The sequence below is a fragment of the Micromonospora sp. HK10 genome, from assembly GCF_000982955.1.
Lineage (GTDB): Bacteria > Actinomycetota > Actinomycetes > Mycobacteriales > Micromonosporaceae > Micromonospora.
Genome location: NZ_KQ058686.1, coordinates 1 through 25,314 on the forward strand (window position 1 = coordinate 1; position 25,314 = coordinate 25,314).

Below are 25,314 nucleotides of genomic sequence, written 5' to 3' on the forward strand. Positions count from 1 at the left end.
GCGGCCGACCGGGTGCTGCTCGACGTGCTCAGCGAGCACCAGCGCACCGCCGCCGACCTGGCCCGGGCGCAGGTCCGCGCCGGCACCAGCGAGCGGGTCCGCGACCTGGCCCGGCGCGTCGAACGGTCGCGCGCCGCGGAGGTGGTGCTGATGGCCAGCTACCGGGCGCAGCAGCGCTGAGCCGGCCGCCCCTCAGCCCGTGACCGGCCGGGCGACCAGCAGGGCCCAGCCGAGGCAGCCCAGGGCCGCGGTGTTCAGCACCGCCCGCACCACGTTCCAGCGCACCCAGGCACCCTCGAACATGACCCGCAGTCGGGCCGGATCCGCCAGCCGGTCCGCGGCCGCGAGCCGGTCGTTGAGCGGCACGTTCACCGCGATCGTCACCACCAGCACCAGGCCGTAGAGCAGCAGGGCGGCCAGCAGCCAGGGCAGCGGCCCGCGCCGGTCGGTGGGCAGGTGCAGCAGGACGGCCGCCAGTGTGCCGATCAGCGCGCCGCCGAAGCAGAGCGCGAACCAGCCGTTCAGGATGGCCGCGTTGATCGCGCGCATGCCGGCCACGAAGGTCCGGTCGTCCACCCGGGACAGGCCCGGCATCACGGCGTACGCGAAGCCGGCGAAGAGGCCGGCCATCAGTCCCGTGGTCACCATCGCCAGCAGCAGCGCGGTGTTACGCAGCCCGGTCATCGGGTCCTCCCGTCGGTCGATCCGATCATGGAGCCAGTCCAGCGCGGCCGGGGGCGCGCCGGCCATGGCCGGGACGCCCCGGTCCATACGCGCGCGTCTACGCTCGCCCGGTGGACGTCCTCGCCGGCGTGCTCCGCGGGCTGCGCGCCCGGGACGCGTTCCTGCTGCGTACCGTGATGGACCCGCCGTGGTCGATCCGGGTACGCGACGCCGCCCCGCTGAGCGTCACCACGGTGGTGCGGGGCGGGGCGTGGGTGGTGCCCGAGGCCGGCGAACCGGTGCCGCTGGGCCCCGGGGACGTGGCGGTGCTGCGCGGGCCGGACCCGTACACCGTCGCCGACCAGCCCGGAACGCCACCGCAGGTGGTGATCCACCCGGGTCAGCGCTGCACCACGCTCGCCGGCCGGGACCTCACCGACGTCAGGGCGCTCGGGCTGCGTACCTGGGGCACCCGCCCGGACGCGGCGACCGCCCTGCTCACCGGCACGTACGCCAGCGGTGGCGCGGTCGGCGCGGGGCTGCTCGCCGCCCTGCCGCCCCTGCTGGTGCTGCCCGGCACCGACGCCGAGGCGCCGGTCGTCACGCTGCTCGCGGCCGAGCTGCACCGCGCCCAGCCGGGCCAGGAGGTGGTGCTGGACCGGCTGCTCGACCTGCTGGTCATCGCGGTGCTGCGGAGCTGGTTCGCCCGCCCCGAGGCCCGGCCGCCGGGGTGGCACCGGGCGGCCGGGGATCCGGTGGTCGGCCCGGCGGTGCGGCTGGTCCAGGGTGATCCCGCTCACCCCTGGACGGTCGCGGGGCTCGCCGCCGCCGCGGGCGTCTCCCGGGCCGCGTTCGCCCGCCGCTTCGCCGACCTGGTCGGTGAGCCGCCGATGGCGTTCGTCACGAGCTGGCGCCTCGCGGTCGCCGCTGACCTGCTGCGGGACACCGACCTGACGCTCACCGCGGTGGCCCGCCGGGTCGGCTACGGCAGCCCGTTCGCGCTCAGCGTCGCCTTCAAACGGCGACGCGGGGTGAGTCCGCGGGCCTACCGCGAGACGGTCTGAGCCGTTCCGCGGATCGGGGCAGCCTGGTAATCCCCGCGCCGGGCGTCGGAGGCAGTCGCTAGTCTTCCTGCGGACGTCACGCAGCGTGGCGGTCCACCGCGCGCCCCGGTGGGCGCCGCACCGCCACCGACCAGGGCCCAATCGGAAACTCAGGAGATTCTTCAGTGACCCAGCAAGCTGTCGCGACATCGGACAAACTCGACGCCGCGGTGCTCAAGGTGGCGGGCGTGGTCGTGCTCGGGGCGATCATGTCGATCCTCGACGTGACGGTCGTCAGCGTGGCGCTGCCGACGTTCCAGACCGAATTCGACGCCTCGTACGCGCGGGTGGCATGGACCATGACCGCCTACACCCTCGCCCTGGCGACGGTGATCCCGGTGACCGGCTGGGCCGCGGACCGGTTCGGCACCAAGCGCCTCTACATGGCCGCGCTGGCCCTGTTCACCATCGGCTCCGGCCTCTGCGCCACCGCCGACACGATCACCGAGCTGATCGGCTACCGGGTCCTGCAGGGCCTCGGCGGCGGCATGCTCATGCCGCTGGGCATGACCATCATGACCCGGGCCGCCGGCCCGCACCGGATCGGCCGGCTGATGGCCGTCCTGGGCATCCCCATGCTGCTCGGCCCGATCGGCGGCCCGATCCTGGGTGGCTGGCTGATCGACACGGCGAGCTGGCACTGGATCTTCCTGATCAACCTGCCGATCGGCGTGATCTCGCTGGTCTACGCCATGCTGGCGCTGCCGAAGGACAACCCGGAGCCGTCCGAGTCGTTCGACATCCTCGGCATGGTGATGCTCTCGCCGGGCCTGGCGCTGTTCCTCTACGGCGTCTCGTCCCTGCCGGAGGCCGGCCGGTTCGGCGCCACCACGGTGTGGCTGCCCATGCTGGTCGGCGCCGCGCTGGTGGTGGGCTTCGTGCTCTACTCGTTCAAGCCCAAGCACCCGCTGCTGGATCTGCGGCTGTTCCGCAACCGCAACCTGACCATCGCCTCGGTCACCCTGTTCGTGTTCATCATCGCGTTCATGGGCGCCGGCCTGCTCTTCCCCAGCTACTTCCTGCAGATCCGGGGCGAGTCGACGCTCACCGCCGGCCTGCTCATGGCGCCGCAGGGCATCGGCGCGATGCTCACCATGCCGATCGCCGGCATGCTGGCCGACCGGCTGCCGATCGGCCGGACGGTGCCGTTCGCGCTGGTGCTCATCGCCGCCGGGTTCTTCACCTTCACCCAGGTCGACCCGGACACCTCGTACTGGCTGCTCTGCGGCTCGCTGTTCGTGATGGGTCTGGGCATGGGCGGCACCATGATGCCGATCATGACGTCGGCGCTGAAGACCCTGCACGCGCAGGAGGTGGCCCGCGGCTCCACGCTGGTCAACATCCTCCAGCAGATCGGCGGCTCGGTCGGCGCCGCCGTGATGTCGGTGATCCTCACCAACGAGCTGAACGGCTCCCGCCCCATCCCGGGCGTGACCGACCCGGCGAGCGGCAAGCCGGTCACCGAGGCCGGGCTGGCGATCGCTACCCAGCAGCGGCCGGAGCTGCTCGAGCAGTTCGGGCTGCCGGTGGCGCTGATCGAACGGGGTCTGGCCTTCGCCGCCGACGCCTTCGCCAGCACCTTCTGGGTCGGCTTCGTGCTGGTGCTGCTCACCTTCATCCCGGCCGCGTTCCTGCCCCGCCGCCGGGAGCCGGTGCTGCTGCTCGACGACCAGTCCGGCGAGCAGCGGCCGCCGATGCCGGTCGGCCTGCACTGATCCCGCCCGGGCCGGGCCGCCAGGCACCCCTGGCGGCTTGGCCCGCCACCGCGGCCCGTGGCGGCCCGTCCGGCGTCCTCTCTCTGGCCCGCCACCGCGGCCCGTCCGGCGTCCTCCGGGCTGTCGCCGCCGCGCCCGCGACGTCCGTTCGCCGTACCGCGGTTGCGGCCGCCGCGCCCGGCGGTCGCCGGTCCCGCGCCGCCACCGCCGCGGTCCCGGACCGACCTGCCGGGCTCCGGGCGGAGTAGCCCGCCGCGCACCGGGTAGCCCGGACCGGACGGACGACACCGGGAGGGGCGGCATGGGGCGGCGGCGCGCGGCGGAGGTGGCCGTGATCACCGGTGCGAGCGCCGGCGTGGGCCGGGCCACCGCCCGCCTGCTCGCCCGGCGCGGCATCGCCATCGCCCTGCTGGCCCGCGGCCGGACCGGGCTCGACGCGGTCGCCGAGGAGGTCCGCGCGGCCGGCAGCCGGGCGCTGCCCGTCGAGGTCGACATGGCCGAGCACGACCAGGTGGTCGCCGCCGGCCAACGCATCGAGGACGAGCTCGGGCCGATCGACCTGTGGATCAACAACGCGTTCAGCTCGGTCCTCGCGCCGTTCCGGGACACCCGCCCGGCCGAGTTCGAGCGGGCCATGCAGGTGACCTATCTCGGCTACGTGCACGGCACCCGGGTGGCGCTGCACCACATGACGCCCCGGGACCGGGGCGTCATCGTGCAGGTCGGCTCGGCGCTGGCCTACCGGGGCATCCCGCTTCAGGCCGCGTACTGCGGGGCGAAGCACGCCATCGTCGGGTTCACCGAGTCGCTGCGCTGCGAGCTGATGCACGAGCGCAGCACGATCGCGGTGACGATGGTGCACCTGCCCGCGCTGAACACCCCGCAGTTCGACTGGTTGCTGTCCCGGCTGCCGCGCCGGGCGCGTCCGGTGCCGCCGATCTACGCGCCGGCCGTCGCGGCCCGGGCCATCGTGGCCGCCGCCGACCGGCCCGGCCGCCGCGAGTACTGGGTGGGCGCCTCCACGGCGCTGGCCATCCTCGGCAACCGCCTCGCGCCCGGGCTGCTCGACCGCTACCTGGCCCGCACCGGCTACGACGCCCAGCAGACCGACCGGCCGGCCGACCCCGACCGGCCCGCGAACCTCTGGCTGCCCGCCGACGGGCCGGGCGGGCGGGACCGGGGCGCCGGTGGCTCGTTCACCGACCGCGCCCACCGGCACAGCGCCCAGGCCTGGCTGTCCCGGCACCGGCTGGTCACCGCGACGGGGCTCACCGCCGCCGCCGTCGGTGCCCTGGCCTGGCGCCGCGCCGCGGGGTGAGGCCGGCCCACCCGATGGCGCCGGCCGGCCTCACCCCGCGGGGTGCGGCCGGGCCACCCGATGGTGCCGGCGGGGCCGCCGCGCGGGCGGGCCGGCTACAGGCGGTGCCGGACCCAGACGTTGGGCTCGACGTAGACGGCGTGGTCGTGCGTCACGTCGCAGAGCACCGGCGCCAGGGCGCCCGGCACGTGCACCGGCCCGCTGGCGTCGAAGGGCAGGCCGGTCCAGCGCCGCCAGTCGGCGAGTGTCCCGCTGATCACCATCGACCGGGGCGCCACCCGCTCGATCCGCCCGCCGGCGCGTACGTGCACCCGCAGCCACGGGTCGACGGGCAGGCCGTCGGCGCGAACCTGCGCGGCGTACCCGGTCATCGGGAGGTCGGGGCGGGTGTGTTTGCCGCTCGGGCGGACCGGCGCGACCAGGGTGTCGAAGCCGCGCACCGCGGCGGCCTCCCGCATCGCGGCGAGCATCAGCCCGGACAGCCCGGTGCCGCGCCGGTCGGGCCGGACGCAGATCTCCAGCGTCGACACCATGGTCGGGATCGCCCCGGTGGCCCGGTCGATGGCCGAGCGCTGGATCATCCGGTCCCAGCCGCCGTCGGGCAGCTCCGGCTCCGTCCACCGCACCGGCACCGCGTACGCCCGGGCGACCGGGCGTCCGGGCTCGGCCGGGTCCACGGCGGCGAAGACGAACTCCGGGTACAGGTCGTCGGCGACGGCGTAGTACACGGCACCCATCGGGTCCCAGAGCATGAACGGCGGCCAGGCCCCGGAAAAGTTCTCGTTGCCGAGCAGCGGAGCCAGCTCGGGACGGTCGGCCAGGGAGACGATGTCGAGGGTCACGGCCGGGACGGTAACGCTGGCCCGTGGCCGGCGCACGGCATATCCGCTCAGCCGCCGGAGCGGCGGATCGCCAGCAGCGCCACGTCGTCGGCCGGGTTCTCCGCGTCCAGGGTGGCCATCACGGTGTCGCACACCGACTCCGGCGGGGCCAGCGGGACGGCGGCGGCCAGCCGGGCGACCCCGGCGTCGAAGAGTTCGTCGCGGCGTTCCACGAGCCCGTCGGTGTAGGCGACCAGGACGCCGCCGGGCGGGAAGTCGATCGCCGTGGTGCGGCGCCCGGTCCCGCTCCGGCCGATGCCCAGCGGTGGGTCGATGTCCGCGGCGACGGTGGCGGTGCGCCGGCCGGGGGCGGCCAGCACCGGCGCGGGATGCCCGGCCAGCGAGAGGTGGATGGTCGCGCCGTCGGGCGGGATCATCGCGTACAACGCCGTGGTGAGGCTGCCCGCCTCGAAGTGGACCACCTTGCGGTCGAGCAGGGTGAGCGCCTCCGCGGGGTCGTCGCAGACCAGCGCGTACGCCCGCAGCGCGCTGCGGATGCGGCCCATGATGATCGCCGACTGCAGGCCGTGGCCGGACACGTCGCCCATCACCACGCCCGACCAGCCCGACGGCAGGGTGAACACGTCGTACCAGTCGCCGCCGACGCCGGAGGCGTGGCCGGGCACGTACCGGCCGGCCAGCTGCAGGCTCGGCAGGTCCGGCAGTTCGGTGGGGATCAGGCTGCGCTGCAGTGCCAGGGCGGCGGAGTGGTCGAGGGTGTTCTGCCGGACCCGACCCGCCAGCCCCACGTGGGTGGCGACCAGTTCCAGCAGGCGGACGTCGTCCGGGCCGAACCGGCGCGGCACGAGCGAGCCGACGTGCAGCACGCCGACCAGGCTGCCGCCGGAGAAGATCGGCACCCCCAGCAGGGAACGCACCCCGGTCTGCAACAGCACCGGGTTCACCACCTTGTCCCGGGTGACGTCCTCGATGATCACCGGCCGCTGGGTGAGCGCGACCTGGCCGGCGAAGCCCCGCCCGACGGAGACCCGGAAACCCTGCCGGACCTCCTCCTCCAGGCCCCGGGCCGCGGTGGCCACCAGGTGCCGGGCGCGCACGTCGAGCAGGAGGATGGCGGCGGTGTCGACCTGCAGCAACTCGCGGACCCGGTCGAGCACCTCGTCGAAGATGTCGGCGACGTCGAGGCGGGACAGCGTGGCCCCGGTGGCCGCCTCCACATGGCGCCACCTCTGCTCGTCCTGCTGGCTCTCCGCCCTGACCACCCCCGGATCGTAGTTGCAATCGGGCAAGGTTCGCCTGGGGGCACCCCGGACCGCCGGCCCGCGCTCCCGGCACCGCATCCGGTGACCGCGACGACACGCGCCGTCGCGCTGGCCGCCCGTCGGGGGCGCGGCGGTGATCCACTGTCGGCAACCGGCCACCGGGCCTCCCGCGACGGGGCGCGGCCAAGTACTCTCCGGGCGGAGAGGAACGCGATGATCACTCGTCGAAAGTTGATCGGCACCGGGTTGGGCGTCACCGCCGGCCTGGTGACGGCCGGTTGCAACGACAAGGCCGCCTCCAGTGCCGCCTGGTCGCAGCCCGGTCAGGTGGCGGCGGAGGAGCCCGTACCCGAGGCCACGGTGGCCGTCACGCCGGCCGCCGGTGCCAAGCGGGTGTCCCCGCTGGACCCGGTGGTGGTGTCGGTGCAGGGCGGCACGCTCAAGGACGTCTCGGTGACCTCCGGGGGCCGGACCGTCGCCGGTGAGGCGGGCGCCGAGGACAACTCGTGGCGGTCCACCGGCCGGCTCGCCTACGGCAGGACCTACACGGTCACCGCCTCGGTGGCCGACGCCTCGGGCGCGGTGACCCAGCACAAGAGCACCTTCAGCACGGTCAAGCCGGCCGGCGTCGCGTCGGTCACCTTCCAGGCCAACGCGCTGACCGCGCTGCGCTCCGGCGGCACGTACGGGGTCGGCCAGGTGGTGATGGTGAACTTCGCCAAGTCGGTGAAGAACCGCGCCGAGGCCGAGAAGTCCATGGTGGTGCAGACCACCCCGGCCGTGGAGGGGCGGTGGCGCTGGATCGACGGGCGGAACGCGCACTGGCGGCCGGCGAAGTACTGGACCCCCGGCACCAAGGTCTCCGTCCGGGTCGACCTGTTCGGCCAGGATCTCGGCAAGGGCGTCTACGGCGGCACCAGCGCCAGCACGAACTTCACCATCGGCCCGTCCCGGATCGCCATCGCCGACGCGCGCAGCCACCGGATGAAGGTCTACATCGACGGCCGGATGGTGCGCGACATCCCGGTGAGCATGGGCAAGGGCGGCACCGCCGTCGGCGCGAGCGGCCAGACCGTCAGCTACTGGACCCGCTCCGGGCCGCACGTGGTGATGACCCGGGAGCCCTCGCACCGGATGACCTCGTCCAGCTACGGCATCGTCGACCGCAAGGACCCGAACTACTACGACGAGGTCATCAAGCTCTGCCTGCGGATCTCGTACTCCGGTGAGTTCGTGCACCTGGCCGACTGGAACATCGGCGCCCACGGCAACCGGAACACCTCGCACGGCTGCATCAACGTGGGGCCGGCGCACGCCCGCTGGTTCTATGAGACGTTCCGCCTCGGCGACGTGGTCGACGTCCGCAACACCCCCCGGCAGATGGCGGTCAGCGACGGCAGCGCCTGGGCCGTGCCCTGGGACAAGTGGTGACCCGCCGCCGCGTCCGGCCGGTGGCGTGCGGGCCGGCCGGCGGCGGTGCCGGTCGGCCGTCGTGACGCACGAGCGGGAGATCACCGAGCCGGTCGACCTGTGCCTGCCGGACGGCCGGCTCAACCCGGCCGCGATCGGCTGGACCCGGCGGCCGTTGCACCGGGCGAACCTGCGCGGCTGGGGGCGGGTCAAACGGTGGGAGTACTGGGGGATCGTCACCCCGACCCACATCCTCGGGCTGGTCGCCTCGTCGCTGGACTACGCCGGCGTGCACAGCGTCTACCTGCTCGACCGCCGTACCGGGCTGGAACGGAACCACGAGGTGGTGGTCCCGTTCGCCCGGGGCGCGATCCTCCCGCCGCGCAGCGGGGACGGCCCGGTGCACGCCGCCGGCCCCGGCCTGGCGATCGACATCGACCAGCGCGCCGAGGGCAGCACCATCCGGGCGGTGGCCCCGGGGGTGCAGATCGACCTGACGGTGCCAATGCCGCCGGGGCACGAGTCGCTCGGCGTCGTGGTGCCGTGGAGCAGGCGGCGGTTCCAGTACACCGTCAAGGACGTCGGCCGGCCGGTGCGCGGCACGCTGCGCGTGGACGGCACCGGGTTCCCGGTCGGTGCGGCGGACTCGTTCGCCGTGCTGGACCACGGCCGCGGCAAGTGGCCGTACGCGGTGCGGTGGAACTGGGCGGCCGGCAGCGCCCCCGGCCGGGCGATCCAGCTCGGTGGTCGGTGGACCGACGGCACCGGCTCGACCGAGAACGCGCTCGTGGTCGACGGCCGGTTGCACAAGATCGGCGCCGAGTTGACCTGGCGCTACGACCGTACGGACTGGCTGCGGCCCTGGCACATCAGTGGCACCGGGGTGGACGTGCGGTTCCACCCGTTCCACGAGCGGCGGGCGAAGACCAACCTCGGCGTGCTGGCCAGCGAGACCCACCAGTGTTTCGGGCGCTTCTCCGGCTGGGCCGCCACCGAAGCGGGGGAGCGGATCGACCTGGACGGCGTGGTCGGCTGGGCCGAGGAGGCGCGCAACCGCTGGTGAGCGCGGGCGGCCGCCCGGGTCGCCCCGCCGTCGCCACCATCCCGAATTGCGGCGATACCGCACCGCGGGCCGGTGTACGTCGCGCGTATATACGCGAGGTATACCTCCGGTGTATGGTGTCGTCATGAGCGTCCCGTTGACCCTGCTCGGCCTGCTGGAGCGCGAGCCCAGCCACGGCTACGACCTGAAGCGCGACTACGACACCTACTTCAGCCGCGGCAAGCCGCTGCCCTTCGGCCAGGTCTATGCGACGCTCGGCCGCCTCGCCCGGGACGGCAAGATCGTCGTCGGCGAGGTGGAGCCGGGGGTGGGGCCCGACCGCAAGCGGTACGTGATCACCGAACGCGGCGCCACCGAGGTCGACGCCTGGCTGGCCGAGCCGGTCGAGCCGGAGCCCAACCTGCAGACGGTGCTCTTCTCGAAGGTCGTGCTGGCGCTGATGCTGGAGCGCCCCGCGGGCGAGTACCTCGACCGCCAGCGCGCCGCGCACCTGCGCCGGATGACCGAACTCACCGCGATCAAACGCGACGGCGACCTGGTCGACACGCTCCTCGCCGACCACGGCCTGTTCCACCTGGAGGCCGACCTGCACTGGATCGACACCACCGTGGCCCGGCTCGACGCCCTGCGGAAGCTGGTGCGGTCATGACGGCGATCGAGGCGCGCGAGGTGGTCCTCTCCTTCGGCAGCACCCCGGCGCTGCGCGGTGCCAACCTCTCCGTCGACCCGGGCGAGATCGTCGCGGTGATGGGTCCGAGCGGCTCCGGCAAGACCACCCTGCTGCACTGCCTGGCCGGCATCCTGGTGCCCGACGCCGGCGAGATCCGCCTGGCCGACCGCCGCGTCGACACCCTGGCCGAACCGGAGCGCAGCGCGCTGCGGCGCGACCGGTTCGGCTTCGTGTTCCAGTCCGGACAGCTCGTGCCGGAGCTGACCGCGGAGGAGAACGTCGCGCTGCCGTTGCTGCTGCGCGGCGTCAAGCGGGCCGCCGCCCTCAGCCAGGCGCGGCCCTGGTTCGAGCGACTCGGACTGGGCGGACTGGAGCGGCGCCGGTCCGGTGAGCTCTCGGGGGGCCAGGCACAGCGGGTGGCCCTGGCCCGCGGGCTGGTCAGCCGGCCGGAGGTGCTCTTCGCCGACGAGCCGACCGGTGCCCTCGACTCGCTCACCGGTGAGCAGGTCATGGATCTTCTCGTCGGATGCGCCCGCGAGCAGGGCACCACGGTCGTGCTCGTCACCCACGAGGCCCGCGTCGCCGCGTACGCCGACCGGCAGGTCATCGTGCGCGACGGCAGGGTGAACGCGCTGGTGTCGGCATGATCCGGTTCGCGGTCCGGCTGTCGCTGGCCGGCGGCCGCGAGGCCGCCACCAGACTCGCCGTCATCGCCACCGCCGTGGCGCTCGGGGTCGGCATGCTCCTCGCCACGCTCGCCGGCATGAACGCCGTCAACGCGCAGAACCAGCGGTACGCCTGGCTGAACAGCGCCGTGGCGCCGGCCGCCGCCGACCCGTCGGTCGACCCGGTGTGGTGGCTGATCCGGCAGGACTACTACCACGGCGACTCGATCGGCCGGGTCGAGGTCGCGGCGACCGGCCCGGACTCGCCCGTCCCGCCGGGCATCCCGCGCCTGCCCGGGCCCGGCGAGTACTACGTCTCACCCGCTCTCGGCGAGCTGCTGCACACCACCCCGGCCGCGCAGCTCGGCGACCGGTTCCCCGGCCACGAGGTCGGCACCATCGGATCGGTGGCGCTGCCGTCCCCCGAGTCGCTGCTGATCGTGATCGGCCGGACCCCGAGCGACATGGAGCAGCTCGGGGCGCGCAAGGCCACGCAGATCATGACGACCTCGCCGAGCGTCTGCTCCCGGGGCTGCTACGTCGGCATCAACCACGACGGAATGGCACTGGTGCTCTCCATCGTCGCGGTGGCGCTGCTCTTCCCGGTGCTCATCTTCATCGGCACCGCCACCCGGCTGGCCGCGACCCGCCGGGAGCAACGCTTCGCCGCGATGCGGCTGATCGGCGCCACGCCCCGGCAGATCTCCGTCATCTCGGCCGTCGAATCCGTGCTCGCGGCCGCGGTGGGCACGGCCGTCGGGTTCGGGCTGTTCCTCGCGCTCCGCCCGGGGCTCGCCGCCGTACCGTTCACCGGCGAGCGCTTCTTCACCGCCGACCTGTCACTCACCCTTCTCGACGTCATGGCGGTCGCGGTCGGCATCCCGCTCGGCGCCGTCGTGGCCTCCTGGCTGGCGCTGCGCCGGGTGCAGATCTCCCCGTTGGGCGTCGCCCGCCGGGTCACCCCGAAACCGCCGCGCGCCTGGCGGCTGATCCCGCTGGTCGCCGGGCTCGCCGAGCTGGCGTACTTCATCGGCCGGCGTCCGCCCACCACCAACGGCCAGCTGACCGCGTACCTCTCGGGGTTTCTGCTGATCCTGACCGGGCTGCTGCTCGCCGGGCCGTGGCTGACCATGCTCGGCGCCCGCCTGCTGGCCGGACGGGCCAGCCGGCCGGCCACCCTCCTCGCCGGGCGACGCCTCGCGGACAATCCCCGGGCGGCCTTCCGGTCGGTCAGCGGGCTGATCGTGGCGCTCTTCGTGACCAGCGTCGCCACCGGCATCATCACCAGCTACGTCGCGAACCGCGGCGAGCCGCGCACCGACTCGGTGGCCGCCACCTCCCTGTCGACGTGGTTTGATCCCGAGGAGGGCTCCGCACCGACCGCCGACCAGATCCCGGCCGGGCTCGCGAGCATCCCGGGGGTACGCAGCGTGACCCTGGTCCACGCCAACCCCGTCGACACACCACCACCGCTCGAGGTGAACGGGACGCAGAATCCCGCCTACCGATGGTGGTGGCCGGGCGTCATCACGTGCGCCGAGCTGGACCGCCTGGCGGAGTTCGGTAGCTGCCCGGCCGGCGCCCAGGTGGCGGCCGTGGCCGACGACCTCATCGGCGAGCGCGCCTGGGACCTGACCAACGACCACTACGTCTGGGCCGACGCCCACATGGACCCGGCACAGGTCGACCGGCAACCGATCCGGTCGGTGGTCGTCAACACCGCCAGCCGTGCCGCGTTCGAACAGGCCCGGACCATGCTGATCAACGCGTTCCCGACGGCGCGCTTCCCGTCCAGCGTCGCCGAGTGGGAGTCGGACTCCGCACGGCTGATGGTGCAGTTCCAGCAACTGGCCAACGTGGTCATGCTGGCCAGCCTGCCGATCGCCGGGTGCAGCCTGGCGGTGAGCGTGGCCGGCGGGCTCAGCGACCGGAAGCGACCGTTCAGCATGCTCCGGCTGACCGGCGTGCGGCTGCGTACGCTGCGCCGCGTGGTCGCCCTGGAGACCGTCGTGCCGCTGCTCGCCGTCGCCGCGGTGGCGACCGGGATGGGCTTCCTGGCCGCACACCTGTTCCTGCGGGCGCAGCTGGGCTACACGCTGCGCCCGCCGGACGCGTCGTTCTACCTCATGGTCGCCGCCGGACTGGCGGCGTCGCTGGGCATCGTCGCGTCGACGCTGCCGCTGCTGCACCGGATCACCGGCCCGGAGACGGCCCGCAACGACTGAGGCCGTGCCGTGGCTCACCGGGACGCACCGGTGGGCCACGGCGGTGTCGGGGGCCCTCGCTACGCTCGCGGGCATGGCAGATCCGTTCCGGGTGCGCGTCACCGTCCGCGGCTACGAGCTGGACACGCAGGGCCACCTGAACCAGGCCGTCTACCTGCAGTACGGCGAGCACGCCCGGTGGGAGTGCCTGCGCGCCGCCGGCATCTCCCAGGCCCGGCTGCTCGCCGGCGGGGTGGGCCCGGTCGCCCTGGAGGTCACCGTCCGCTACCTGCGCGAGCTGCGTGGCGGCGACGAGGTGGACGTGTCCTGCGAGTTCCGCTGGGGCGAGGGCAAGACGTTCCAGATCGTGCAGGAGCTGACCCGTCCGGACGGCACCCGGGTCGCCGAGCTGACCGGGGTGGGCGGCCTGCTCGACCTGGCCGCCCGGCGGCTGGTTCCCGATCCGCGCCGGCGCTTCGCGGAACTGGCCACCGACCCGGGCCCGCTCAACCTGTGACCCGACCCCGGTCGCGGCGCAGCCGGGTCGCGCCGCAGCCGGGTCGCGCGCGGCAGCCGGGTCGGCTCAGCGGGCGCCCAGGTAGGTGAGCACCGCCAGCACCCGGCGGTTGGTGTCGTCGCTGGGCGGCAGGTCGAGCTTGGTCAGGATGTTGCCGACGTGCTTGCCGACCGCCGCGTCGGTGACGTGCAGCCGCGCCGCGATCGCCGCGTTGGAGTGGCCCTCGGCGACCAGCGCGAGCACCTCGCGCTCGCGGGGGGAGAGGGCGGCCAGCGGATCCCGTGGCCGGTGCAGCAGGTGGCGTACCACGTCCGGGTCGATGGCCGTGCCGCCGCCGGCCACCCGGCGCAGCGTGCCGGCGAACTCGGCGACGTCGGCGACGCGATCCTTGAGCAGGTAGCCGACCCGCCGGCCGTCGCCGCTGCCGAGCAGCGCCGCCGCGTACTCGGCCTGCACGTGCTGGCTGAGTACCACGACCGGGAGGTCCGGGCGAGCCTCGCGCAGCGCGACCGCCGCGCGCAGGCCGTCGTCGCGTCGGCCCGGCGGCATGCGGATGTCGGTGACGACCAGGTCCGGCGCGTGGGCGTCGACCGCGGCGCGCAGCTCCGGCGCCGAGCCGACGGCGGCGGCCACCGCGAAGTCGAACCGGGTCAGCAGGCCGACGAGCCCGTCGCGCAGCAGGACCTCGTCCTCGGCGAGTACGACCCGGATCACCGGCGGCACGGCAGCTCCACCCGCACCAGGGTAGGACCCCCGACCGGGCTGGCCAGCAGCAGCCGCCCGTCCACCGCGCCGACCCGATCCGCCAGGCCGGCGAGCCCGGTGCCACGGGCCGGGTCGGCGCCGCCGCGGCCGTCGTCCTCGATCTCCACGAGCAGGGTACGGCCGGCCTGGGTGAGCCGGACCTGGGCGCGGGTCGCCCCGGCGTGCCGCGCGACGTTGGCCAGGGACTCGGAGACCACGTAGTACGCGGTGGTCTCCGCCAGTTCCGGCACCGGCTGCGGCAGGTCGCTGTGGACGGTGACCGGGACGGTGGCCCGGGTGGCCAGTTCCCGGACCGCGCCGGCCAGGCCCAGCTCGGTGAGGTGCGGCGGGCGGATGCCCCGGACGATCTGCCGGAGCAGCACCATCAGCTCCTTGGCCTGCTCGTGCGCGGCGGCCAGCGGCTGCGCGGCGGGGGCGTCGTCGGGCACGTCCAGGCGGGCCATGCCGAGTTGGAGGGTGAGGCTGGTCAGCCGCGGCTGTGCGCCGTCGTGCACGTCGCGTTCGATGCGTCGCCGCTCCGCCTCGTACGCGTCGACCAGCCGGGCCCGGGAGCGGGTCACCTCGCGCAGCGCGACCTCCTCGGTCGCGCCGCCGAGCAGCCACCGGGCCACCGCGGCCTGCCCGGCGACGAGCAGGCCGGCGGCGTACCACAGCAGCGGCACCAGCAGCAGCGCGACCAGCGCGTAGGGGACCGCCTGCCGGGGCGTGTCGACGGTCGCCGCCAGCAGCACGATCCGCTCGCCGCCGCCGGCCAGCCACGGGCCGGCCAGCAGCGCCACGTCGACCAGCGCGAGCAGGGCGAACATCCCGTACCCGGCGGGCACCACCGCGGCCAGGAAGCAGAGGTACGCGGTCTCCCGCCACGCCGCCGCGCCGGTGTAGCGGGCGGCCAGGCCGGCGGCGCGCGGGCCGGGCAGCGGGCGGCCGTCGACGAGCCCGAGCCGCCACCGCTCCACGGCGGCGACCGGACCGCTCGCCAGGGGCGCGAGCGCCAGCACCAGCAGGGCGACGACGGTGAGGAAGGCGACCACGGGCACCACCACCGGGCGGCCCTGCCGCGCCGCGCTGACGACCGCCAGCAGGGGAGTCGCGACCACGAACAGCCCGACGGCGAGCGGCCCGGCCACCGCCAGGGAGGTGGCCGCATACGCCAGGGCCCGCCAAGGCCACGAGGAGAGCGGATAGCCGCGCCGGCGCAGCGCCGCCGCGAGGTGGGTCGGTCGGTCCTCGATCATGCTGGTGACGCTAGCCAGGGCGGCCGGGCCGGCCCAGCCGGCTGGACCCCCTTCCCGGGTGGGCCTGGCCCTACCCGGGGGACCGCGCGGGCGCCGGTCGGCTCCTATCCTGAGCCGGTGGAGCTGGAGTTCAGCGGCGAGATGTGGTTCTGGCGGGGCCCGGCGCCCTGGCACTTCGTCACCGTGCCGGAGGAGCAGTGCGGCGCGCTGGCGGCGGCGTCGCCGGCGGTGACGTACGGCTGGGGCATGATCCCGGTGACCGCGCGGATCGGCCGGACCAGCTGGCAGACCTCGCTCTGGCCGAAGGACGGCCGCTATATCGTCCCGGTCAAGGCGGCGGTGCGCCGGGCCGAGGGCCTGGAGCCCGGTGAGCCGGTGACGGTGCGGCTCACCGTGGCGCGGTGACCGCCGCCGCCCGGCCGACCACCGCCCCGACCCGGACCCGCGGCGGACCGGTCCCGGTCGCGCCGCCCGCCGCGCGCCGGTAAACGGTGGGCGGCACGCCGACCTGCTCGGTGAAGCGGGTGTGGAAGATGCCCGGCGAGGGGCAGCCGACGGCGCGGCAGACCTCGCTGACGCTGAGGTCGCCGTGGCGGAGCAGGGCCGTCGCCCGCTCGATGCGCCGGACCATCAGGTACGCGTACGGCGACCGGCCGTAGGCGACCCGGAACGCGCGGCTGAGCTGGCCGGCGGTCAGGTCCGCGGCGCGGGCGAGCGCCTCGACGTCCAGCGGCTGCGCGTACTCGCGGTCGATCCGGTCGCGGACCCGGCGCAGCCGCGCCAGGTCGCGCAGGCGCTGCGCGGCGGTCCGCGCACGGGCCCAGGCGGGATGACACATGAGGGGTGTCCGTTCGGCTGGGGTCGGCCGGCTCAGCGCCGCTGCTGGATGCGGACCATGTTGCCGGCCGGATCCCGGAACGCGCAGTCCCGGACGCCGTACGGCTGGTCGGTCGGCTCCTGGACCACCTCCGCGTCGCGGCCCTGCACCCGCTCGAACACCCCGTCCAGGTCCGGCGTGGCGAGCAGGATCCAGCCGTAGGTGCCCTTGGCCATCATCTCCGCGATGGTGGCCCGCTCCTCCTCGGTCAACCCCGGGTCGGCCGTCGGCGGCGCGAGCAGGATCGACGTGTCGGGCTGACCCACCGGCCCGACCGTGATCCAGCGCATCCGCCCGTGGCCCACGTCCTGCCGTACCTCGAATTCCAGCACGTCCCGGTAGAACGCCACCGACGCGTCCGGGTCGACATGCGGGAGCACACACGTGTGAATCGTCAGGTCCATGCCGATCACGCTAGTGGCGCCCCGGCGGCCCGCGCTTCTCGATTCCTGATCGATGCCGCGGACCTCACGGCTTGCGGGCCACCGCCGCGTACATCGAGGCCTGCGCGGCCGGGACCCGCTGGTCCGCCGGCTCCTCCGGGTGCCACTCGGTGATCGGGGCGATGCCCGGCTCGACGAGCTCCAGGCCCGTGAAGAACGCGCCGAACTCGTCCCGGTCGCGGAACGCCATGTCGATCATGCTGCTGGTGGTGGCCGGCGCGGCGGCCGTGGCGATCTCGCGCGGCACCAGGTCGGTGGTGGCGTGGGAGATCACCACGTAGCTGCCCGACGGCAGCGCGTCGACCAGTCGGCGGGTGATCGCGTACGGGTCGTCGGCCTCGGTGAGGAAGTGCAGGATCGCCACCATCGTCAGCCCGATCGGCCGGTCGAAGTCGATGGTGGACCGGACGGTGGGGTGGGCGAGGATCCGCTCCGGGTCCCGCAGGTCCGCGTCGACGTACGCGGTGGCCCCCGCCGGCGAACTGGTCAGCAGGGCCCGCGCGTGCGCCAGCACGATCGGGTCGTTGTCCACGTAGACCACCCGCGACTCCGGGGCCACGCCCTGCGCGACCTCGTGCAGGTTCGGGCTGGTGGGGATGCCGGTCCCGATGTCCAGGAACTGCCGGATCCCGGCCGACCCGGCCAGGTAACGGGTGGCCCGGTGCATGAAGCGCCGGTTCTCGATGACCGTCGTGCGGATCGCCGGGTAGACCGCGGCGATCGCGTCGCCGGACTTCCGGTCGGCCGCGAAGTTGTCCTTGCCGCCCAGCCAGTAGTCGTACCGGCGGGCCGCGTGGGGCACCGACGGGTCGATCCGCGACGACGGCTGTTCCGGCACGGCTCGTACGCCCGATGTCGTCTCCGCCACCGCGACCTCCTTGATCCACTGTGGGCACGCACGCCGATCGTAGCCGCCCGAGCCGCGCGCGTGGGAGCACCGTCCCGGGCCGCGCTGCCGCGACCGGCGCCGGCGAGGCCGCCGGGGCCGCCGACCGCGCCGGGACCCGCCGGCGGCGGCTTGCCGGCGGGCCGGTGACCGGGCAACATGGCTCCCTGTCACCGGCCGGCTACAAAGCGGCGTCAGGCCCGGCGCGGCCCGCCGGTCGTCGCGCCGGTGCCCGGCCCGTCGCGCGACCCCACGCCGCACCCGAGGAGGCATCCGCATGGCCGACGCCACCGTCCCGGACGGGCTCCCCGCGCCGCCGCCGTCCACCCCGGCCACCGAACCGGTCCTGCCCGAGCTGCGCGAGATGTACTGGGAGACCGGGGTGCGGGCGCGGGCGCAGGCGGGCCTGTTCGCCGTCTTCGCCGAGCTGCCCCAGCTGGTCTGGACGGCGCTGCGGATCAGCTGGCGGGCGGACCGGATCCGGACCGGGGTGGTGGGTGCCGCGACCGTCGGCTCCGGCGTGCTCGCGGCCTTCGGCCTGGTCGCCACCCAGCGCGTCCTGGTCGAACTCTTCGCCGGCGGACCCACCCCGGACAAGGTGGTCGCGGCGGCGCCGGCGCTCGCCGCGCTGGCGGCGGCGACCGCGCTGCGGGCCGGCGCCGGCATCGTCACCGGGTACGCGCAGAACGGGCTGACGCCCCGGCTCGACCGCGAGGTGGAGCGGAGCCTGTTCGAGGTGAGCACGGCCGTGCGGCTGGAGGCGTTCGACGCCGACGCGTTCGCCGACGACATGGAACGCGCGTCGCGGGGTACCGCCTCGGCGATCTCGCTGGTGCAGGCGTCGATGAACCTCTTCGCCGGCCTGGCCGGCCTGGTCGCGGTGGCCGTCGCCGTGCTGGTCATCCACCCGCTGCTGCTGGTGGCGCTGCTGCTGGCCACCGTGCCGAAGGCGTGGGCGTCGCTGCGCGCCGGTCACCTGCGCTACCAGACGTACACGGCGGGTTCGGTGCGGCGGCGCCGGGTGTGGCTGCTGCACCGGCTGATGGCCGAGCGGGAGTCCGCGCCGGAGCTGCGCTCGTACGGGCTGCGCCCGTTCCTGCTCGACCAGTACGACCGGGTGATGGCCGTGGAGACCGGCATCCAGCTCGCCCTGGCCCGGCGGGTCACCACGATGACCAGCCTCGGGGCGGTGGTCGGGGGAGTGGCCACCGGAGCGGTGTACGCGCTGCTCGGGCTGCTGCTCGTCGACGGGCGGATCCCGCTCGCCGCGGCGGCCACCTGCGTGATCGCGTTGCAGTCCGCGCAACGGTCGCTCTCCGTGGCCACCATGCAGGTGGACCTGGTGTACACCGAGGGCCAGCACTTCGGCGACTACACCGGTTTCCTGGCCCGGGCCGAGGCGTACCTGCCCGAGGCCGCCCCGCCGCACCCGGCGGCCGGGCCGCTGCGCGAGCTGAGCGTGCAGGAGGTGAGCCTCTGCTACCCCGACCGGGACACCCCGGCGGTGGCCGGGGTGACGCTGACCATCCGGGCCGGACAGACGGTGGCCTTCGTCGGTGAGAACGGCTCGGGCAAGAGCAGCCTCGCCGCGGTGCTGGCCGCCCTGCGCCGGCCCACCGCCGGGGTGGTCCGCTGGAACGGGCGGCCGCTGGCCGACTGGGACGTCGACAGCCTGCGGTCCCGGATCGCCGTGGTGACGCAGGAGTACCACAAGTGGCCCTTCACGGCGGCCACGAACATCGCCATCGGCGACGTCGACGGCGAGGCGCGGCAGGACCGGATCGAGGCGGCCGCCGCCCGCGCGGTCGCCCACGACATGATCGAGAGCCTGCCGTACGGCTACGAGACGCTGCTCGACCGCACCTTCGCCCACGGTCAGGACCTCTCCGGCGGCCAGTGGCAGCGGATCACGGCCGCCCGCGGGTTCCTCCGCGACGCCGACCTGCTCGTCATGGACGAGCCGTCCTCGGCCCTCGACCCGCGCGCCGAGGACGCCCTGTTCCAGGCGATCCGGGACCGGCAGGGGCGGGCCACCACCGTCCTCATCACGCACCGGCTGGCGAACGTCCGGCACGCCGACCGGATCTTCGTCCTGCACGACGGCGCGCTGGTCGAGGCGGGCGGTCACGACGAGCTGATGGCCGCCGGAGGTCGCTACGCCGAGCTGTTCACCCTCCAGGCCAGCGGCTACGACGTGACCCGGGGCGGCCCGCCGAGCCCGCGTCAGCCGCCGGTCGCCGCGCCCTGATTCCCGCCCTTCCGCGAGCCGGAATCCGGCGGCGTGCCCTGATTCCCGCCACCCGGGGAGCCGGAATCCGGCGACGGGCCCCGATCCCGCCACCCGGCGAGCCGGAATCCGACGCCGCGCACCGCGACGATGGTGACGCCGCCGCCGAGCCGGTCGAGCTTGCGCCGCAGCCGCTTCACCACGGACTGCACGTCGGCGCGGTGCTCCCGGTCCGCGTCACCCCAAACCGAGCGGTGCAGCTCCGGGTAGCTCCAGGCGCGTACCGGGTCGCTGGCCAGGCAGGTCAGCAGGTCGCGTTCCAGCCGGGTGAGGGCGATCTCGCGCTCCCCGGCGCGGGCGGTGGACCGGGTGGGGTCGACCAGCAGCGGACCGGCGGCCAGCGGCGGCTCGGCGGCGACCGCTGCGTCGGGGCGGGTCGCCGGGGCGCGGGCCGCGAGCAGCCGGCGCAGCTCGTCGAGGTCGGCGACCACCAGCAGCGGCGCCACCCCGTCCAGCAGCTCGGCGATCCGGAGCCGGTCCGCCGGCACCGGGGTCACCGCGATCACCAGCGGCGACGGCGGCTCCGCCGCGCCGGCCGGTCCCGTGTCGTCCTCGGTCACGCATCCCCACCGGCGCCGATCGTGGGCGCGGCCCGCCCGCCGTGCGTGTCGCGCTGCCCGAAACTGTCAAAACCACCGCCCGGCGGCAAGCTGTTGGTGACAAGTTGCTCACCGGGCGTGCTTGATCGTTCTCTCCCGGAGATCCTACTGTCCACTCAGGTTGCCGGCGTGACCCGCACGGCGCCTGGGGGCCTGGGGGGTTCGTTCATTCCGCTGTGGATCCGACGGGAAAAGAGTCGCCTGCACCCTTCGATCTGGCTCGATGATTCGCGGGTCGTACCTGGAGGAGGCAGCAGCGATGCTGAGACGTCCACATCGGAGACCGCTGGTGGACCGCCTGGTCAGCGCCGGCGCGGCCCTGGTCCTGGCCGCCACCGGCCTGGCGGTCACCGCCACCGGTGCGCAGGCGACGCAGACCGCGACCGGCACCGGCACGGCCGGGTCGGACAAGATCCGCCCGGAGCTCACCCGGCAGTTGCAGGGCAAGAGCGAGGCTGACTTCTGGATCCACTTCGCCGACCGCGCCGACCTCGGCCGGGCCAGCGCGATCAAGGACTGGACCGAGCGGGGTGCCGCGGTCGCGGACGCGCTGCGCCGCACCGCCGCGGCCAGCCAGGCCAAGGTCCGGGCCGAGCTGGACAGCTCCGGCACCAGGTACCAGACGTTCTGGGCCACCAACGCCATCAAGGTCAGCGGCGGATCGCTGGCCATGGCCCAGAACGTCGCCGCGCACGCCGAGGTGGACGGCGTGTACGCCCCGACCGAGTACCAGGTGCCCAAGGTCACCAAGGGCAGCGCGGAGAAGGCGGTCGACGCCCTCGAGTGGGGCATCGCCAACATCAACGCCGACGACGTCTGGTCCCAGTACGGCGTCAAGGGCGCCGGCATCACCGTGGCCAACATCGACACCGGCGTGCAGTTCAACCACCCGGCCCTGGTCAACGCGTACCGGGGCAACAACGGCGATGGCACCTTCGACCACAACTACAACTGGTTCGACGCCGCCGGCACCTGCCCCACCGCGCCCTGCGACACCAACGGGCACGGCACGCACACGATGGGCACCATGGCCGGCTCCGCGGGGGCCAACCAGATCGGGGTCGCCCCGGACGTGAAGTGGATCGCCGCGAACGGCTGCTGCCCGTCCGACGACGCCCTGATCTCCTCCGGCCAGTGGATGCTGGAGCCCACCGACCTCAACGGCGAGCACCCCGACGCCAGCAAGCGCCCCAACATCATCAACAACTCGTGGGGCACCGAGCTACCCTCCAACGAGCCGTTCATGGCGGACGTGACCGCGGCCTGGACGGCCTCGGGCATCTTCGGCACCTGGTCCAACGGCAACAACGGCCCGGCCTGCCAGACCAGCGGCTCACCGGGCAGCCTGGCCAGCAACTACTCGGCCGGCGCGTACGACGTCAACAACAACATCGCCAGCTTCTCCTCCCGGGGCGCCGGGCAGAACGGTGAGATCAAGCCCAACCTCTCCGCCCCCGGCGTGAACATCCGCTCCAGCGTCCCGGGCAGCGGCTACGCCAGCATCAGCGGCACCTCGATGGCGGCCCCGCACCTGGCCGGCGCGATCGCCCTGCTCTGGTCGGCGGCCCCCACGCTGGTCGGCGACATCACGGCGACCCGCGCGCTGCTGGACAACGCGGCCGTCGACCAGGCCGACAGCCAGTGCGGCGGCACCACCGACGACAACAACGTCTTCGGCGAGGGCCGGCTGGACGCCCTCGCGCTGCTCAACGCGGCGCCGATCGGCGACAACGGCACGCTGGCCGGCACGGTCACCGACGCGGCGACCGGCGGCCCGATCGCCGGGGCGACGGTGGCGCTGACCGGCGCGGCCGACCGCGAGCTGACCACCGGCCCCGACGGCACGTTCTCCTCGCTGCTGCCGGCCGGCGCCTACCAGGTCACCGTCAGCGCCTTCGGCTACCAGACCCGGACCCTGTCCGCCACGGTCACCAAGGACGGCACCACCACGCTCGACGTCGCGCTGACCGCGGTGCCGAGCGTGACGGTCAGCGGCGCGGTCACCGACGGCTCCGGGCACGGCTGGCCGCTCTACGCGAAGGTCAGCGTCGACGGCCTGCCGGTCTCCGACTACACCACCCCGGCCAACGGCCGCTTCCGGCTGACCCTTCCGGCCGGTGCGACGTACCGGCTGACGGTCGAGCCGCAGTACCCGGGCTACCTGACGGTCACCAGGGACGTGACGGTCGGCTCGGGCAACGCCGTGCAGAACATCGCCGTACCGGCCGACCCGGCCGCCTGCACCACGGCGCCCGGCTACACCAACAGCTCCGACGGGGTGTACGAGACCTTCGACGGCGCCACCGTGCCCGACGGCTGGTCCGTGGTGGACCACGCCGGGACCGGCCAGGTGTGGGAGTTCACCGACAGCGGCGACCGGGGCAACCTGACCGGCGGCGACGGTCGCTTCGCGATCATCGACAGCGACAACTACGGCAACGGTGGGCGGCAGGACACCTCGCTGGTCAGCCCGGTGGTCGACCTCAGCGGCGTCACCGCGCCGGTGATCCGGTTCAACCAGGACTACAACTGGCTGAACTCCGACCGCGCGGACGTCGACCTCAGCCTCGACGGCGGCACCACCTGGAGCAACGTGCTGCGGCAGGCGGCGGACGTCCGCGGGCCGAAGGTCACCCAGGTGCCCATCCCGCAGGCCGCCGGCCAGGCCCAGGTCCGGGTCCGGTTCCACTACTACGAGGCGTCCTGGGAATGGTGGTGGCAGGTCGACAACGTGCTGATCGGCAGCACGCTGATCTGCAAGCCGACCAACGGCGGCCTGGTGCTCGGCCACGTCCGGGACAAGAACGACAACGGGTACGTCAACGGCGCCACGGTCACCAGCGACGACCGCCCGGCGGAGCGGGCCACCACGGTCGCGACCCCGGACGACACCGAGTTGCCGGACGGCTTCTACTGGATGTTCTCGTCGTTGACCGGCCAGCACCCGTTCACCGCGAAGGCCGGCAACTATGTCGGCCAGACCAAACAGGTCGACGTGGAGACCGACTGGGCGACCGCGGCCACCTTCCAGCTCGCGGCGGGTCGGCTGGCGGTGAAGCCGACCTCGGTCACCGGCACGGTCCGGATGCCCACCGGCAAGGTCAGCAAGACCTTCACGGTGACCAACACCGGCGGCGCGCCGGCGACGGTCGAGTTCAGCGAGCGCGACGGCGGCTTCGTCCTCCAGCGCGCCGACGGGTCCCGGGTGTCCCGGCAGGAGATCCTCGGCTCCACCGGCGCGCCGACGCAGCGGCTGACCGCGCCGACGTCGTTCGCGGCCCGGCCGACCGGCAAGTCGGCCACGGCCGTCGCGGCGGTCGCCCCGCAGGCCGAGCCCTGGACGACCATCGCCAACTACCCGGCGAACGTGATGGACAACCGGGTGGTCAACCTCGACGGCAAGATCTACTCGATCGCCGGGGGCGACGGCACCGCGTCCAGCGCGAAGAACTACGTGTACGACCCGATCGGCCAGAGCTGGACGGCGATCGCCGACCTGCCCGGGGCGCGTAACGCCATGACGGTCGGGGTCGTGGGTGGTCGGATCATCGCCACCGGCGGCTGGGGCGCGGCCGGTCCCGACGGCGCCACCTGGTCGTACGACCCGGCGGCCAACACCTGGACCAGGAAGGCCGACAACCCGAAGCCGCGGGCGGCGGCCGGGCAGGCGGTCGTCGCCGGCAAGCTGTACGCGATCGGCGGCTGCACCACGGCGAGCTGCCTGCCGATGGCGAACGACGTGGTCCGGTACGACCCGGCCACGGACCGCTGGGAGACCCTGCCGGCCTATCCGAAGTCGGTGGCGTTCCTGTCCTGTGGCGGGATCGACGGCGCCGTCTACTGCACCGGCGGCAACGACGGCACCCTCGCCCAGAAGGCCGGCTATGCCTTCGACCCGGACGCGAACAGCTGGAGCGCGATCGCCGACGCGCCCTCGGACAGCTGGGCCAGCGCGTACGCGGTGGCCAGCGGCAAGCTGCTGGTCGTCGGCGGCTCGCAGGGCGGGGCCATCACCAACGCCGGCTTCGCCTACGATCCGGCCACCGACTCGTGGTCGAACCTGCCCAACGCCAACACCGCCCGCTACCGCGGCGGCGCGGCGTGCGGCTTCTACAAGATCGGCGGCTCCTCCGGCAGCTTCACGGCCACCAAGGACAGCGAGGCGCTGCCCGGCCTCACGGAGTGCGCCGACGGTCCGGCGGACGTCAGCTGGCTGACCATCGACAAGACCAAGGTCACTCTCGCCCCGGGCGAGCAGGTGACGGTCACCGTCGGGATGTCGGCCGCGGTCGACCAGCCCGGCACGTACACGGCCTCCGTGGCGATCAAGGAGAACACGCCGTACGCGGTGCCGCCGGTGGCGGTCACCATGGTGGTGAACCCCCCGACGACGTGGGGCAAGCTGATGGGCACGGTCACCGGCACGAGCTGCCAGGGGGCCGCCGCGCCCCTGCCCGGCGCGGTCGTGCAGGTCGACTCGTGGGCGATGTCGTGGACCTTCGCGACCGACGCCGACGGCGGGTACGCCTACTGGCTGGACCGGCGTAACAACCCGCTGACGATCATCGTGGCCAAGGACGGCTGGAAGCCGCAGACCCGGCAGACGAGGATCAACACCAGCACGCCGACCGTGGAGGACTTCGCGCTCGCCCCGATCCGCTGCTGACCCCGCTCGACCGACAGGTCCGGCCCGCCCGGTGCAGCACCGGGCGGGCCGGACCGCGTCACCGCCCGCGCACCGGACCGCCCGGGGACCGCAGCGGCGCCGCCCGTCGCCAGGTGCGCGCGCG

The 25,314-nt window shown here is 74.2% G+C and carries 22 protein-coding genes; 13 read left to right on the plus strand and 9 right to left on the minus strand.

Going from position 1 to position 25,314, the window contains the following annotated elements:
* Nucleotides 1–180: DUF305 domain-containing protein (locus LQ51_RS03825; RefSeq protein ID WP_046563242.1), on the plus strand; the 180-nt coding region annotated here is incomplete at its 5' end.
* A gap of 12 nt (nt 181–192) precedes the next feature.
* Here LQ51_RS03825 and LQ51_RS03830 read toward each other — a convergent pair.
* Nucleotides 193–771 carry an anthrone oxygenase family protein gene (locus LQ51_RS03830; protein WP_231605322.1) on the minus strand — a complete coding sequence of 193 codons (579 nt, stop codon included), beginning with the start codon at nt 769–771 and terminating at the stop codon, nt 193–195.
* Between the two features lie 23 nt (nt 772–794).
* Between LQ51_RS03830 and LQ51_RS03835 the strand changes: the two genes are divergently transcribed.
* From LQ51_RS03835 to LQ51_RS03845, 3 genes are all read left to right on the plus strand, one after another.
* The gene (locus LQ51_RS03835; RefSeq protein ID WP_046563243.1) at nt 795–1,727 is read left to right on the plus strand and encodes an AraC family transcriptional regulator; all 933 of its coding nucleotides are present in this window, start codon (nt 795–797) and stop codon (nt 1,725–1,727) included.
* Nucleotides 1,728–1,891: 164 nt separating this feature from the next.
* Entirely contained in the window at nt 1,892–3,481 is a 1,590-nt protein-coding gene (locus LQ51_RS03840) for a DHA2 family efflux MFS transporter permease subunit (protein ID WP_046563244.1), read from the plus strand.
* A 301-nt stretch (nt 3,482–3,782) separates the two neighbouring features.
* Nucleotides 3,783–4,799 (plus strand): SDR family oxidoreductase, encoded by a 1,017-nt coding sequence (locus tag LQ51_RS03845; RefSeq protein ID WP_046563245.1) that lies wholly within the window; start codon nt 3,783–3,785, stop codon nt 4,797–4,799.
* A 95-nt stretch (nt 4,800–4,894) separates the two neighbouring features.
* Here the strand turns inward: LQ51_RS03845 and LQ51_RS03850 are convergent, their stop codons facing one another.
* The gene (locus LQ51_RS03850; RefSeq protein ID WP_046563246.1) at nt 4,895–5,641 is read right to left on the minus strand and encodes a hypothetical protein; all 747 of its coding nucleotides are present in this window, start codon (nt 5,639–5,641) and stop codon (nt 4,895–4,897) included.
* A 47-nt stretch (nt 5,642–5,688) separates the two neighbouring features.
* Entirely contained in the window at nt 5,689–6,903 is a 1,215-nt protein-coding gene (locus LQ51_RS03855) for a PP2C family protein-serine/threonine phosphatase (RefSeq protein ID WP_046563247.1), read from the minus strand.
* Between the two features lie 213 nt (nt 6,904–7,116).
* Between LQ51_RS03855 and LQ51_RS03860 the strand changes: the two genes are divergently transcribed.
* The 6 genes from LQ51_RS03860 to LQ51_RS03885 all read left to right on the plus strand — a co-directional run bounded on the left by LQ51_RS03860 (nt 7,117) and on the right by LQ51_RS03885 (nt 13,432).
* Complete coding sequence (locus LQ51_RS03860) at nt 7,117–8,334, plus strand: L,D-transpeptidase (protein WP_052744743.1); 1,218 nt, start codon at nt 7,117–7,119, stop codon at nt 8,332–8,334.
* Between the two features lie 61 nt (nt 8,335–8,395).
* Nucleotides 8,396–9,376, plus strand: a complete 981-nt coding sequence (locus tag LQ51_RS03865; RefSeq protein WP_046563264.1) for a DUF2804 domain-containing protein — start codon at nt 8,396–8,398, stop codon at nt 9,374–9,376.
* Nucleotides 9,377–9,500: 124 nt separating this feature from the next.
* Nucleotides 9,501–10,025 carry a PadR family transcriptional regulator gene (locus tag LQ51_RS03870; protein WP_046563248.1) on the plus strand — a complete coding sequence of 175 codons (525 nt, stop codon included), beginning with the start codon at nt 9,501–9,503 and terminating at the stop codon, nt 10,023–10,025.
* Nucleotides 10,022–10,693, plus strand: coding sequence for an ABC transporter ATP-binding protein (locus LQ51_RS03875; RefSeq protein ID WP_046563249.1), 672 nt, complete (start codon nt 10,022–10,024; stop codon nt 10,691–10,693). Before LQ51_RS03870 ends, LQ51_RS03875 begins: the two co-directional genes overlap by 4 nt.
* Complete coding sequence (locus LQ51_RS03880; RefSeq protein ID WP_046563250.1) at nt 10,690–12,936, plus strand: ABC transporter permease; 2,247 nt, start codon at nt 10,690–10,692, stop codon at nt 12,934–12,936. The genes LQ51_RS03875 and LQ51_RS03880 overlap by 4 nt, the downstream gene beginning before the upstream one ends.
* Before the next feature lie 73 nt (nt 12,937–13,009).
* Nucleotides 13,010–13,432: an acyl-CoA thioesterase gene (locus LQ51_RS03885; RefSeq protein ID WP_046563265.1), complete on the plus strand. Its 423-nt coding sequence runs from the start codon at nt 13,010–13,012 to the stop codon at nt 13,430–13,432.
* A 66-nt stretch (nt 13,433–13,498) separates the two neighbouring features.
* Here the strand turns inward: LQ51_RS03885 and LQ51_RS03890 are convergent, their stop codons facing one another.
* Both LQ51_RS03890 and LQ51_RS03895 read right to left on the minus strand, forming a co-directional pair.
* The gene (locus LQ51_RS03890; RefSeq protein WP_046563251.1) at nt 13,499–14,155 is read right to left on the minus strand and encodes a response regulator transcription factor; all 657 of its coding nucleotides are present in this window, start codon (nt 14,153–14,155) and stop codon (nt 13,499–13,501) included.
* Complete coding sequence (locus LQ51_RS03895) at nt 14,143–15,432, minus strand: sensor histidine kinase (RefSeq protein WP_046563252.1); 1,290 nt, start codon at nt 15,430–15,432, stop codon at nt 14,143–14,145. The genes LQ51_RS03890 and LQ51_RS03895 overlap by 13 nt, the downstream gene beginning before the upstream one ends.
* Nucleotides 15,433–15,549: 117 nt before the next feature.
* Between LQ51_RS03895 and LQ51_RS03900 the strand changes: the two genes are divergently transcribed.
* Entirely contained in the window at nt 15,550–15,837 is a 288-nt protein-coding gene (locus tag LQ51_RS03900; RefSeq protein ID WP_046563253.1) for a DUF1905 domain-containing protein, read from the plus strand.
* On the opposite strand, the gene LQ51_RS03905 is transcribed toward LQ51_RS03900, so the two are convergent.
* From LQ51_RS03905 to LQ51_RS03915, 3 genes are all read right to left on the minus strand, one after another.
* Complete coding sequence (locus LQ51_RS03905) at nt 15,821–16,270, minus strand: helix-turn-helix transcriptional regulator (protein ID WP_082159254.1); 450 nt, start codon at nt 16,268–16,270, stop codon at nt 15,821–15,823. The genes LQ51_RS03900 and LQ51_RS03905 overlap by 17 nt on opposite strands.
* Before the next feature lie 32 nt (nt 16,271–16,302).
* Entirely contained in the window at nt 16,303–16,713 is a 411-nt protein-coding gene (locus LQ51_RS03910) for a VOC family protein (protein ID WP_046563254.1), read from the minus strand.
* Nucleotides 16,714–16,777: 64 nt separating this feature from the next.
* Nucleotides 16,778–17,620 (minus strand): SAM-dependent methyltransferase, encoded by an 843-nt coding sequence (locus tag LQ51_RS03915; RefSeq protein WP_046563255.1) that lies wholly within the window; start codon nt 17,618–17,620, stop codon nt 16,778–16,780.
* Nucleotides 17,621–17,915: 295 nt separating this feature from the next.
* Between LQ51_RS03915 and LQ51_RS03920 the strand changes: the two genes are divergently transcribed.
* Nucleotides 17,916–19,886, plus strand: a complete 1,971-nt coding sequence (locus LQ51_RS03920) for an ABC transporter ATP-binding protein (protein ID WP_046563256.1) — start codon at nt 17,916–17,918, stop codon at nt 19,884–19,886.
* On the opposite strand, the gene LQ51_RS03925 is transcribed toward LQ51_RS03920, so the two are convergent.
* A complete protein-coding gene (locus tag LQ51_RS03925; protein ID WP_082159255.1) occupies nt 19,862–20,485 on the minus strand; it encodes a winged helix-turn-helix domain-containing protein in 624 nt (207 codons plus the stop codon). The genes LQ51_RS03920 and LQ51_RS03925 overlap by 25 nt on opposite strands.
* 328 nt (nt 20,486–20,813) lie before the next feature.
* Between LQ51_RS03925 and LQ51_RS03930 the strand changes: the two genes are divergently transcribed.
* Entirely contained in the window at nt 20,814–25,190 is a 4,377-nt protein-coding gene (locus LQ51_RS03930; RefSeq protein WP_231605324.1) for a S8 family serine peptidase, read from the plus strand.
* Nucleotides 25,191–25,314 lie beyond the last annotated feature (124 nt).